The following is an 11,815-nucleotide window of genomic DNA, read 5'->3' as shown; positions in this document are numbered from 1 at the left end:
CCAGTATGAGAACAGTGATAGCAGGAGCCCACGGAAAAATTGCCCGCGAACTCACCCGCCAACTTGTTCAACAGGGTCACGAGGTTGTCGGATTGGTGCGCAATCCGGACCACAACAAGGACATTGAGAACGACGGCGGCACGCCAGCAGTGGTCGACCTCGAGTCGAGCACAGCAGACGAGCTCGCCAAAGTGCTATCGGGAGCAGACGCAGTTGTCTTCGCAGCCGGAGCTGGTCCAGGGAGCAGCGCCGAGCGCAAGGACTCAGTCGACCGCGGAGCATCGGTGCTGCTGGCCGATGCAGCTGAAGTCGCAGGGGTCAAACGATTCGTTCAGGTGTCATCGATGGGAGCCGACTCCGTTCGAGACGGTCAACGCCCCGACGGCCTTGACGACATCTTCTACGCCTACCTTCAGGCGAAACTAGCCGCAGAAGAGGATCTGGCGGCACGCTCGTCCTTTAGCTGGACCATCGTCCGGCCCGGCGGACTCACCGACGACGCAGCAACTGGTCGGGTGCGCCTCTCGTCAAAGACCGGGCAGGGATCGGTGCCGCGCAAGGATGTGGCAACCGTCATCGCGGCTCTGCTTGAGACGAAGCTGGGGGACCGGCAAGTACTCGAGGTAATCTCCGGCGAAGAAACCATCGCGGACGCGCTGGCGTCCATCAACCGCTAGGCCAACCGGCCAAGTAGACGCCCGTAGCCAAAGAAACGGCCCGTAGGCTCAGAAACTGCCCTTCCAACGGGCGGTCCTGAGCCTGCGGGCCGTTTCTGCGGCTGAGAGACTCCGCCGGCACGGCACATCCGCGTGCGCGATACTTAAACCATGGAATTCACTGCCCCTGACACAGGACGCCGCCGGATTGTCATCCTCGGATCCACCGGCTCGATCGGAACGCAGGCCATCGACGTCATCCGCCAGGCGCCCGAACGGTTCATCGTCACAGCCCTCGCAGCCGGTGGTGGAAATCTGCCGCTTCTGGCCGAGCAAGCCGTCGCTACCAACGCCCAGGCAGTCGCCTCAGCCACCAGCACCGAAGCTGAACTCAGCGACGCCATCCGCACAGCAGCCGCCAAAACGTCGTCCGCCAAGAACTATTCCCCGGTCCTGTTCACTGGCCCCGATGCCACCACCCACCTCGCCGCCTGGCCCGACGCCGACGTCGTCCTCAACGGCATCACCGGATCCATCGGACTTGCCCCTACGTTGGCGGCGCTAAAGGCCGGACACCTACTCGCCCTTGCCAACAAGGAATCCCTCATTGTCGGCGGTCAGCTGGTCCAGGATGCCGCAGCCGACGGCCAGATCGTCCCAGTGGATTCCGAACACTCGGCCATCGCCCAGTGCCTCCGCTCCGGCGCAGCAGGCGAAGTGGACCGGCTGATCCTGACCGCTTCCGGCGGCCCTTTCCGCGGCAAAGCGAGAAAAGACCTCGAAAATGTCACCCCGCAGCAGGCCCTGGCGCATCCCACCTGGGACATGGGCAAAATGGTCACCACCAACTCCGCCACCATGGTCAACAAGGCGCTTGAGGTTATCGAGGCGCATCTGCTCTTCGGCATCCCGCTGGAGCGGATCGACGTCGTCGTTCATCCCCAATCGATCATTCACTCAATGGTGCAGTTCAGCGACGGGTCAACGATCGCCCAGGCCTCGCCCCCGGATATGCGCCTGCCCATCGCCCTCGGCATCGGCTGGCCACACCGCGTCCCGGGAGCGGCAACCCCCTGCGACTGGACCACGGCCGCGACCTGGACTTTCGAGCCCCTCGACGAAGAAGCGTTCCCCGCCGTTAGGCTCGCCAAAGCGGCCGCGCAGCGGGGCGGAACGGCAATGGCGGTCTACAACGCAGCCAACGAGGAAGCTGTCGAGGCTTTTCACAGCGGAGCAATAGGTTTCACTGAGATTGTGGATACGGTAGAGGCCGTCACCGCCGAGCATGACGACGGCGGGCCGCTCACTCTCGGCAGCGTGCTCGACGCCGAGAAACGGGCACGCACACTCGCCCGAATTCGTTGTGGTGTGCAGGATCAGTACAGCTAAGCCAAAGGAACCACGTTGTCCATTCTGCTCTTCGTTCTGGGAGTGCTTTTCGTCGCAATAGGTATTGCGGCGTCCATCGCGCTCCACGAAGTGGGGCACCTTGTCCCCGCCAAGCTCTTCAAGGTCCGGGTCACCCAGTACATGATCGGGTTCGGTCCAACGCTCTTCTCCCGCCGCCGCGGAGACACCGAGTATGGGCTCAAGGCCATTCCCCTGGGCGGGTACGTCTCGATGGTCGGCATGTTCCCTCCCGCCAGGGTCGACGACGGCGACGGCACCGGCACCGGCACTGCCGTCCGCCCCTCCAGCACGGGAATGTTTCAGCAGCTCACTACTGACGCACGGCAGGCGGCCGCGGAACAGCTCCGTCCTGGCGATGAGGACAGGGTTTTCTACAAGCTGCCGATCTACAAACGCATCATCATCATGCTCGGCGGGCCGGTGATGAACCTGATCATCGGCGTGATCATGTTTGCCATCCTCATCATGGGGTTCGGCTCGCCACAGGCCACCACCACGGTGTCCGAGGTCTACGAGTGCGTGGTGCCAGCCAGCCAGCAGGCCTCCACCGGTCAAACTGCCTGCACCGACGAGGACCCCGCCGCCCCCGCGTTCGACGCGGGCCTGCAACCCGGTGACCGGGTGGTGAGCTACGACGGTCAGGATGTGACGGACTGGACCCAACTGTCCGCCTGGATCCGCGACACGGCGGGCGACGAGACCGCCATCAGCTACCTCCGCGACGGCGAAACCGTCAGCACCACCATCACCCCGCTGCTGACCGAACGGCCCGTCCCCGACATTGACGGACGGCCTAAACTCAACGCCGATGGCACCCAAGTCCTCGAAGCCGTCGGGTTCATCGGCGTCGGCTCACAGCAGGAACTGGCTCCGGGTCCGCCAAGCGACGTGCTTCCCGCGGTGGGGGATAACATCGTCGCAGTAACCGGTGTGGTGATTAATCTCCCGCAGCGTGTTGTCGAGGTGGGGCAGGCAGCGTTCTCCGATGCACCCCGCGACCCGGAAGGCCCCATCAGCGTGGTGGGCGTCGGTCGGATTGCCGGTGAGGTTTCGGCGATGGACGAGATTCCTGTCGAATCCCGCCTGGCAACCCTCGTGGGGCTGGTGGGCGGTGTCAACATTGCGTTGTTTGTCTTCAACCTCATCCCTTTGCTGCCCCTCGACGGCGGACACATCGCCGGGGCGCTCTGGGAAGGCGTCCGCAGGACCGTCGCACGGTTGTTCAAACGTCCGGATCCCGGTCCCTTCGACATGGCCAAGCTCCTGCCGCTCACCTATGTCGTTGCAGTTCTTCTAATGGGAATGGGCGCGTTGCTGATCTACGCGGACATTGTGAAACCGGTGAATCTCTTCGGCTGACGGGCAACGCCGGCCCCAAAGTGGTTGTAAATCAATTTGAGCGCTAAATAGGTTGTTATTTGATTTACACCCGCATAAGGTTGAACCATGTTTGTGATGACAATCGATCAGAAGGGGAGCTCACAGGCCGACGACGGCGTCCCCGGCCTGCTCGACCTGTTGCGCCAGGTCCCATCCGTCGTACCCTTCGAACGCTCCGTGGGCGATGAAGCACAGGGTGTTCTCGACTCTCCAGAGGCAGTGGTCGACGCCACGCTGCTCTGCCTGCGGGCCGGCAACTGGTATGTGGGGATCGGGGTAGGCGACGTCGAACTGCCGCTACCAGCCACCGCGCGGGAGGGGAGGGGCGACGCGTTTGTCGCTGCGCGCGCGGCGGTCGAACGGGCCAAGAAGGCAGGGGATCGTGCCACTGTTGCGGTGGAGGGTGGTTCCGGGACTGCCGAAGCCGAAGGAGTCCTGATGCTGATTGGGCTGCACGTCATGAAACGGACCGCAGCCGAGTGGCGCATCCTGGACCTCCTGGAACCAGGCAAGTGGGGGACCCAAACCGTCGCAGCGCGGCACCTCGGCATCACGTCCCAGGCCGTCAGTAAAGCCGTGGCCCGCTCGGCATGGGTGGAGGAATGGGCAGCCCGACCCGCAGCCGCCGTGCTCCTGCGCCGGGCTGATGCTGCTCTCCGGAAATAGCTCCGGACGTGGAACGTCAGGCATAGCCCCGAAGAGGCTCCGGAAGTGGAATGTCGGACGCGGACTGTAGAGTCCCGGTGTAACGACAGGAAGACGAGGGCCGACATGGAAGTGCTGTGGGTGATACTGACCCTGCTGGTGGCAGCCGGCGTTGGCTGGCCGGTAACCGTAGGCGTGCTGAAGCTCGCTCGCTCAGTCGACGAACACGAGAAGGCGCCGGGTGGCGAGGAAACGGCTGAGCGCCAGGGAACGGTAGATCAGCAGGGGCCTGCAGCGCCTGTCGTGGTTGAAAAGACCCCGGGAATTGTGATTCCCGACCCGCCGGAAAACGACCCAGTGACACCGGCGCCGGCAACACCGGCACCAGCAAGACCGGCACCAGCGACACCGGGGGGCCTGCCGGCACCTCGACCGGGTGTTCTTCGTGGCGGGCTCGTCATCGGCATTCTCGAACGTCTTGGTGTTGCGGGGGCCATCCTCGCCAACGAACCGGTGGCGATCGCGTATGTGGTGGCCATCAAAGGTCTCGGCAGGTACGCAGAGCTGAAAGAAACCCCTGCAGTTGCCGAGCGTTTCATCATCGGGACCCTGACATCGCTGTTATGGGCCGCCGGGGTTGCCGCCTTCGCGGCGGCGTACCTGTTGTAATCACGTATAAGGTGGTTCTATGAGTGTTTTCGCAGTGGAATATGTATACGGCCCTGATAGCTCCGACCTACGCGACGAGCACCGACCGGCTCACCGCGACTGGCTCAATAGCCTGGTGAGCGACGGGCGGGTGCTCTCCGCCGGCGCCTTCACCGACGGAGCAGGAGCCCTTCTGATCTTCACCGCCGACGACGAGCAGTCGCTCAACGACCTCCTCCGCCAGGATCCGTTCGCGCTCGAGGGCGCCATCGCCGCAGTCAAGGCCACCGAGTGGAAGCCCGGCATCGGCCAGTTCTCGCAGTATGCCTGAGCCCACAAAATTCGTTGTACCGATGAACTACACATGGAGGATCCTTTGACCTCGGTCAGTTTAGGAATGCCAGCCGCACCACCGCCCGTCCTTGCCCCCCGCCGGAAAACCCGGCAGATTAAAGTGGGTTCAGTGGGGGTGGGATCGGATTCGCCTATCAGCATCCAGTCCATGACCACCACCCCGACCACTGACATCAACGCGACGCTGCAGCAGATCGCTGAACTGACCGCCACCGGGTGCGACATCGTGCGTGTTGCGTGCCCATCGGCCGACGACGCCGCAGCACTGCCGATTATCGCCAGGAAGTCGCAGATCCCCGTCATCGCCGACATTCACTTCCAGCCGAAGTACGTCTTCGCAGCGATCGACGCCGGCTGCGCGGCGGTTCGGGTCAACCCCGGCAATATCCGCAAGTTCGACGACCAGATCAAAGAGATTGCCGCCGCGGCCAAGGACGCCGGCACCTCGATCCGCATTGGCGTCAACGCCGGCTCGCTCGATCCTCGTCTGATGGAAAAGTACGGCAAGGCAACACCCGAGGCGCTGGTGGAATCCGCGGTCTGGGAAGCGTCCCTCTTCGAGGAACACGACTTCCACGACTTCAAGATCTCCGTCAAGCACAACGACCCGGTGATCATGGTCCGCGCCTACGAGCTGCTTGCCGAACGCGGCGACTGGCCCCTCCACCTCGGCGTCACCGAGGCAGGCCCCGCCTTCCAGGGCACCATCAAATCAGCCACGGCCTTCGGAGCGCTCCTGTCCAAGGGCATCGGCGACACCATCCGTGTGTCCCTGTCGGCCCCTCCAGTCGAGGAAATCAAGGTCGGAAACCAGATTCTGCAGTCGCTGAACCTGCGCCCCCGCAAGCTGGAAATTGTGTCCTGCCCTTCCTGCGGCCGCGCCCAGGTGGACGTGTACACCCTCGCTGAGCAGGTAACGGCGGGCCTTGAGGGAATGGAAATCCCGCTGCGCGTGGCAGTGATGGGCTGCGTCGTGAACGGCCCAGGCGAAGCGCGTGAAGCCGATCTCGGCGTCGCCTCCGGCAACGGAAAAGGCCAGATCTTCGTTAAGGGACAAGTCATCAAGACTGTTCCCGAAGACCAGATTGTTGAGACACTCATTGAAGAAGCAATGAGAATAGCTGAGGAGATGGGGGAAGCCGATGGCGAGACTGCTGGCCAGGGTGGCCCCATGGTTACCGTCAGTTAGGGCACACTCCGGGCAGCTCGACACTTCCGGACGGGTCGGGGCACCTGATGCGGTTGTGCCCGACGGGTTCGTGACGCTCGACAAGGAACACAACGAAGCACTCGGGCGCCTGGTCGACCGTGATCCCACCGCCAACGTGTTCATCGCCTCGCACCTGGAAGCCTCCCGCGGCCTCTCGCCGTCCTACGCCGGCGGCGAGGTGATCGGCGTTTTCAGGAACGGCGACCTGGTTGCAGCGTGTTGGGCGGGCGTCAACCTGGTACCCATCGGGGTTTCCGAGGCCGATGGCGCAGCGTTAGGCACCCACCTGGGCAAGTCAGGGCGGAAGTTCTCCTCCATTTTCGGGCCAGCCGAAGCCGTCCTGGCCATCTGGTCCACGCTGCGCGAGTACAGCCCCGAGCCATTTGATGTACGCCCCTCCCAGCCGTTGCTGGCGATCACTGGGACACCCAAGGTGGAACCCGCCGCGGGCCTCAGATTCACCCGGGATGACGAACTGGACGTCATAGTTCCGGCGTGTGCCGCCATGTTCGAAGAAGAAGTGGGATATTCGCCCTTCACTGGCGGGGGAGAACACTACCGGCGTCGGGTGGCGTCACTGGTCAGACGGCAGGCGTCGCTCGCCGATTTCGACGACGACGGCCAGGTAATCTTCAAAGCCGAACTGGGTACTGTCTCAAGCACCACCGTCCAGATTCAGGGTGTCTGGATGAACCCGGCGTACCGCGGACAGGGCCTCAGCGCCAGCTACCTTGCCGCCGTCGTCCTCGCTGCACAGCAACGCGCCCCGGTGGTGAGCCTGTACGTCAACTCATTCAACAGCCGGGCCCTGGCCGCCTATCAGACGGTTGGGTTCCGCGAAGTGGGGACCTTCGCAACGGTCCTCCTGTGAGCACCGCAGGCCGGCGTTGGCTGACTGTTCTATCCTGCGCCGTCCTGATCGTCGGCACCGGCTGCACCGCGGATGAGGGAACAGATGAGCTGCCCGCCCCTGCCACCCTGCCCGCCGCACCAACCCCAGCAGAGCCGACTGAAGACGCAGACCCGCCGGTCGGCGCCGACCCGGGCAGCGCCCCGACGCCCGGCCAGGACAACGAGTACACGGCAACCGAGCTAGAGATGGCACTGGAAGCGGTCGATGAGCAGGAATCCCTTGCCGGGGTTATCCTTGACGATTCGGCCATTCGGGAGCTCGTCAACGGGGCCGACGATGGAACAAGCGACCTGACCGTGACCCCGGAGGAATGCGACGTGTTCGCCGATCCGAACCTCGCCGGGCAGGCCCTGAGCGCCACCCTCGGCGTGATGACCTTTGCCGGGGCCTCTTCCCTGCAACCGGATTCGGTCAGCCTGACCAGCCAGAAATCGGACGAATCAATCCAGGATCAAATCGAGGCCAACCGGACCCAGCTCGCCGAGTGTTCGGCGTTCGACATGGAGATCAGGGGAGAGGAGGTCTCGGTGGCGGTGACGGAGCTGACGGCCAGCACCAATGCCGATGAAACCTTCGCGGTCAGGACCGTGGTGCAGGTTCCCGGGACAATTCAGGAGACCGTGTCACTGACCGCCTTGATCGGAACCACCACCATCAACGTGACGATCGGCAGTTCGGGTGACGTTGCGCAGGATCTGGCCCGCGGCGAAAGTCTCGTCGACGCGACAATAACCGCACTGCGATCCCTGTAATCGCCTGCGGCGAGGGTGCGTGTCACCGGGCGCTGCCCGAAACGGATAGATTGGTATCTGATTAAGCTGCCTTGGCAGCCAGTGCTGAAGAAACGGATTTAAACGCGTGGTCCTTCGACTCTCAACCCTTTTCCTGCGCACCTTGCGCGAGGACCCCTCCGACGCCGAGGTAGCCAGTCACCGGCTCCTCGTGCGTGCGGGCTACATCCGCAGGGCTGCCCCCGGAATCTACAGCTGGTTGCCGCTCGGCCTGAGGGTGCTCGGCAAGGTGGAGACCATTATCCGTGAGGAAATGGCAGCCATCGGCGCCCAGGAAGTGCATTTCCCTGCGCTGCTCCCCAAAGAGCCCTACGAGGCAACCAACCGTTGGACCGAGTACGGCGACGGCATCTTCCGGTTGCAGGACCGCAAGGGCGCGGATTATCTCCTGGCCCCAACCCATGAAGAGATGTTCACGCTGCTGGTCAAGGACCTGTACAACTCGTACAAGGACCTGCCGGTGAGCCTGTTCCAGATCCAGTCCAAGTACCGGGACGAGGCGCGGCCGCGCGCCGGCCTGCTGCGGGGACGCGAATTCATCATGAAGGACTCCTACTCCTTCGACATCGACGACGCCGGCCTGGAGCGCAGCTACCAGCTGCACCGCAGCGCTTACCTGCGGATTTTCGAGCGGCTCGGGCTGACAGTGGTCCCCGTGGCCGCGACTGCCGGTGCGATGGGTGGATCCAAAAGCGAAGAGTTCCTGCACCCCTCCGAAATCGGCGAGGACACGTTCGTCGCATCCGAAGGCGGTTACACCGCGAACGTTGAGGCCGTCACCACCGTCGTGCCCGAGGACATCGATTTCTCCGACGCGGCCCCGGCAGAAATCAGGGACACACCCGACACCCCAACCATCGACACGCTGGTCAGCCACGCGAACGAGGTCCTGGCGCGGGACGCCGGCCCCTGGACGGCTGCTGACACCCTCAAGAACGTCGTATTGGCAGCAGTCCTGCCCACCGGTGAACGCCGTCTGGTTATTATCGGGCTGCCCGGTGATCGCACCGTCGATCTGAAGCGCGTCGAAGCGAATCTCGCGCCGCACCTCGAGGTCGGTGGCGAAGTGATGGTGGAGCCGGCCTCCGATGAGGACCTGCGGAAACACCCGGGCCTGGTCAAGGGTTACATCGGGCCGGGCCTGAGCCTTGATGCTCCGGTACTCGGCGCGGACGGGCTCACCGGGATCCCCTATCTGGTGGACCCACGGGTGGTCTCCGGCACGTCCTGGATCACCGGTGCCAACGTCTTCGGCAAACATGTGTTCGGCCTGGTCGCGTCCCGCGATTTCGCCTGGGATGGGGTCATCGAGTCAGTCGAGGTTCGCGACGGCGACGAAGCGCCCGACGGCTCCGGACCGCTGAAGGCCGCCCGCGGCATCGAAATGGGCCACATCTTCCAGCTCGGCCGCAAATACGCTGAAGCGCTAGGACTGAAGGTCCTGGACCAGAACGGCAAACTTGCCACCGTGACCATGGGCTCCTATGGGGTGGGGGTGACCCGTGCGATTGCGGCGCTTGCCGAATCCAACCGGGATGACAAGGGCATCATCTGGCCTCGAAACGTAGCCCCGGCCGATATCCACCTGGTCGCTACGGGCAAGGGCGAGGAAATCTTCGCAGCAGCCAATCAGCTCGCCGAAGACCTGACGGCCGCCGGTCTTGACGTCATGTACGACGACCGCCCCAAGGTGTCCCCGGGGGTAAAGTTCGGTGATGCCGAGCTGATCGGCGTACCGACCATCGTCGTCGTCGGGCGCGGTCTGGCGGATGGAGTGGTGGAGGTCAAGGACCGCCGCAGTGGCGAGGCAGAGAACGTAGCAGTGGCTGAGGTAGTGGAATACCTTCGCCGCCTCGTCAGCGCCTAGCAGGACAGCTTGAATTCCGGGCTGGAGGAGATCCAGCTCGCGACGATCCTGCTGGTGGTGGTTGCAGGGTTCGCTGCGGGCTGGGTCGACGCGGTGGTCGGCGGTGGGGGGCTGCTGCAACTCCCCGCCCTCCTTTTAGTACCCGGGATTACCCCGGTGCAGGCGTTGGCCACCAACAAGATGGGTTCGCTTTTCGGCACCACCACCAGCGCAATCACCTACTATCGACGGGCCAGACCCGATCTCAAGACTGCGTTACCGATGGCAGGAATCGCCCTGGTCGGTGGGTTCGGTGGCGCGATCATCGCGACGTCACTGCCGTCGTCGGTCTTCAAGCCCATCATCGTCGCCGCTCTCATCGCCGTCGCGGTGTTCACCGCGTTCCGTCCAACCGTCGGCACCCTGACAAAGTTGCGCCACACCGGCGGGCGACACTATGGAACAGCCGCGGCGATCGGGCTGGTCATTGGCTTCTATGACGGGCTGATCGGCCCCGGTACCGGATCATTCCTGATCATCGCGATGGTCACCCTGCTCGGCTACAGCTTCCTGGACGCCAGCGCCAAATCCAAGATCGTGAACCTGGCCACCAACTTTGGTGCGCTGATGTTTTTCCTGCCCAACGGGTCGCTGCTCTGGGGTCTCGGGCTGGTACTCGGCCTGGCCAACATGGCCGGCGGCTATCTCGGATCGAGGATGGCCATCACCCAGGGCAGCAAATTCATCAGGATCGTCTTCCTCGTGGTGGTCGCGGCGCTGATCGCCAAACTCGGTTACGACGTCTGGGTCGAGAACATCCGACCGGCACTGTAGATCCAGTCCGGATGCGGGCTAGGGGCTGACCAGGTCCGCTGGCGACGGCAGTTCGGGCAGGGGCCGACGCAGCAGCGTACTTGCCACCCAGAGGGAACGCTGCGCGTCGTCACGGTTCCCCGACTCCACGGCCGAAAGTGCGTTTTGCACCTCACGGACCACCGACCAGTCCCTCGCCAACAGCGGGTCAAGATCAGCGGCGAAAGCCAGATCGGAGCACCGCTCCCGCAGATGGCCCGCAGGATCACCCGGAAACAGGTCTCCAGTCCGGTTCCATAGCATCGGTGCGACGGCGAACTCCGCGTCCCCGACAACCGGCTTCGGATCGATGGCCACGTAGCTGGGAGCAGGCGCCGGGGCATCCGCCACACCGACCGGAACGATCGCGCCGGCGGGGAAAGGGCGGGCCCGGATATTGAGGTAGTGGAGGTCGGAGTGCAGCAGTACGTCCCGCTCAGAGCGTCGTCCAACAGCTCCGCGCACCTGGCAGACCTCCAGGGCACACTCAAGAAGCCAGCGTTCAAACGGACGGCCCAGCCGGTCCCAGTCTGCCGGGAGAGTGTCCGTCCACATTTCCGCTTGGGCGGCCACCGATGGAATGTCCTGCCAGAGCTCACCGCTACCCGGAGCCAACGCCAGATCCTTCACCAGGCCACCCCAGATCCCGGCTGTCTCTGCCAGCGGCACCCCTGCGAGAGATTGGTCCCCGTCGAGTCGCTCCAGCAACAGAACGTAGTCCTCCCGGCTGGCTTCCAGCAGTTTGACGGCCCCGCAGCCAGCCCAAAGCTTCAGAGCGTCGGGCTCGGGGAGTGCTTCATCGTGGGGGACTGTGACCTTCAGGACCGCCCGGCTACCGTCAGCCCGGTGCACGGGCAGCACGACGGCGGCGCTGCCGAACCACGGGCGTCTCCCGCCGGGTAGATCGAGGGTCAGCTCCCACTCAGCCAGCGCGCTGTGAACCAGGTCCTGCCACCGGCTCAGCCAGGCGCGCCCGCCGGGCAGCCGTGAGGCGTTGCGAACCAAGGCCGCCGGGAGTTCAATTCCAGGGAGTTCCACGAGGCCAAGTCTAGGCTTCAGGTGTTGCCCGGTGCGGCATTGCCCAAGGCTGGTCGCACCGCGGGTTGCCCT

At 64.1% G+C, this 11,815-nt stretch carries 12 protein-coding genes; 11 read left to right on the top strand and 1 reads right to left on the bottom strand.

The window, feature by feature from the left end:
- Positions 1-5 precede the first annotated feature (5 nt).
- From ACX80Z_RS10445 to ACX80Z_RS10395, 11 genes are all read left to right on the top strand, one after another.
- Positions 6-677 (top strand): NAD(P)-binding oxidoreductase, encoded by a 672-nt coding sequence (locus ACX80Z_RS10445; protein WP_024477006.1) that lies wholly within the window; start codon positions 6-8, stop codon positions 675-677.
- Positions 678-827: 150 nt separating this feature from the next.
- Complete coding sequence (gene dxr / locus ACX80Z_RS10440; RefSeq protein WP_019483484.1) at positions 828-2,045, top strand: 1-deoxy-D-xylulose-5-phosphate reductoisomerase; 1,218 nt, start codon at positions 828-830, stop codon at positions 2,043-2,045.
- A gap of 15 nt (positions 2,046-2,060) precedes the next feature.
- Positions 2,061-3,425: a M50 family metallopeptidase gene (locus ACX80Z_RS10435; protein WP_459304189.1), complete on the top strand. Its 1,365-nt coding sequence runs from the start codon at positions 2,061-2,063 to the stop codon at positions 3,423-3,425.
- An 87-nt stretch (positions 3,426-3,512) separates the two neighbouring features.
- On the top strand, positions 3,513-4,112 hold the full coding sequence (locus tag ACX80Z_RS10430) for a MarR family transcriptional regulator (protein ID WP_459315840.1): 600 nt from the start codon (positions 3,513-3,515) through the stop codon (positions 4,110-4,112).
- A 105-nt stretch (positions 4,113-4,217) separates the two neighbouring features.
- The gene (locus tag ACX80Z_RS10425) at positions 4,218-4,760 is read left to right on the top strand and encodes a hypothetical protein (protein WP_459315839.1); all 543 of its coding nucleotides are present in this window, start codon (positions 4,218-4,220) and stop codon (positions 4,758-4,760) included.
- A gap of 19 nt (positions 4,761-4,779) precedes the next feature.
- Positions 4,780-5,070, top strand: coding sequence for a YciI family protein (locus ACX80Z_RS10420; protein WP_019483480.1), 291 nt, complete (start codon positions 4,780-4,782; stop codon positions 5,068-5,070).
- A gap of 45 nt (positions 5,071-5,115) precedes the next feature.
- The gene (gene ispG, locus ACX80Z_RS10415; protein WP_116779093.1) at positions 5,116-6,282 is read left to right on the top strand and encodes a flavodoxin-dependent (E)-4-hydroxy-3-methylbut-2-enyl-diphosphate synthase; all 1,167 of its coding nucleotides are present in this window, start codon (positions 5,116-5,118) and stop codon (positions 6,280-6,282) included.
- Positions 6,236-7,174, top strand: a complete 939-nt coding sequence (locus ACX80Z_RS10410) for a GNAT family N-acetyltransferase (RefSeq protein ID WP_459315838.1) — start codon at positions 6,236-6,238, stop codon at positions 7,172-7,174. Before ispG ends, ACX80Z_RS10410 begins: the two co-directional genes overlap by 47 nt.
- Positions 7,171-7,968 (top strand): hypothetical protein, encoded by a 798-nt coding sequence (locus ACX80Z_RS10405; RefSeq protein ID WP_459315837.1) that lies wholly within the window; start codon positions 7,171-7,173, stop codon positions 7,966-7,968. The genes ACX80Z_RS10410 and ACX80Z_RS10405 overlap by 4 nt, the downstream gene beginning before the upstream one ends.
- A gap of 106 nt (positions 7,969-8,074) precedes the next feature.
- The gene (locus tag ACX80Z_RS10400) at positions 8,075-9,874 is read left to right on the top strand and encodes a proline--tRNA ligase (protein ID WP_459315836.1); all 1,800 of its coding nucleotides are present in this window, start codon (positions 8,075-8,077) and stop codon (positions 9,872-9,874) included.
- 9 nt (positions 9,875-9,883) lie between these two features.
- Positions 9,884-10,687: a sulfite exporter TauE/SafE family protein gene (locus tag ACX80Z_RS10395; RefSeq protein WP_459315835.1), complete on the top strand. Its 804-nt coding sequence runs from the start codon at positions 9,884-9,886 to the stop codon at positions 10,685-10,687.
- A gap of 18 nt (positions 10,688-10,705) precedes the next feature.
- Here ACX80Z_RS10395 and ACX80Z_RS10390 read toward each other — a convergent pair whose 3' ends face one another.
- A complete protein-coding gene (locus ACX80Z_RS10390; protein WP_459315834.1) occupies positions 10,706-11,743 on the bottom strand; it encodes an aminoglycoside phosphotransferase family protein in 1,038 nt (345 codons plus the stop codon).
- Between the last annotated feature and the right edge of the window lie 72 nt (positions 11,744-11,815).

It is taken from the genome of Arthrobacter sp. TMT4-20 (assembly GCF_054510775.1).
This window is presented reverse-complemented; position numbering and strand designations above follow the sequence as displayed.

What these genes read in the sequence shown, in the direction of transcription:
- ACX80Z_RS10445 (WP_024477006.1), top strand. Translation starts at nt 6, where the DNA reads ATGAGAACAGTGATAGCAGGAGCCCACGGAAAAATTGCCCGCGAACTC.
- dxr (WP_019483484.1), top strand. Translation starts at nt 828, where the DNA reads ATGGAATTCACTGCCCCTGACACAGGACGCCGCCGGATTGTCATCCTC.
- ACX80Z_RS10430 (WP_459315840.1), top strand. Translation starts at nt 3,513, where the DNA reads ATGTTTGTGATGACAATCGATCAGAAGGGGAGCTCACAGGCCGACGAC.
- ACX80Z_RS10425 (WP_459315839.1), top strand. Translation starts at nt 4,218, where the DNA reads ATGGAAGTGCTGTGGGTGATACTGACCCTGCTGGTGGCAGCCGGCGTT.
- ACX80Z_RS10420 (WP_019483480.1), top strand. Translation starts at nt 4,780, where the DNA reads ATGAGTGTTTTCGCAGTGGAATATGTATACGGCCCTGATAGCTCCGAC.
- ACX80Z_RS10410 (WP_459315838.1), top strand. Translation starts at nt 6,236, where the DNA reads ATGGCGAGACTGCTGGCCAGGGTGGCCCCATGGTTACCGTCAGTTAGG.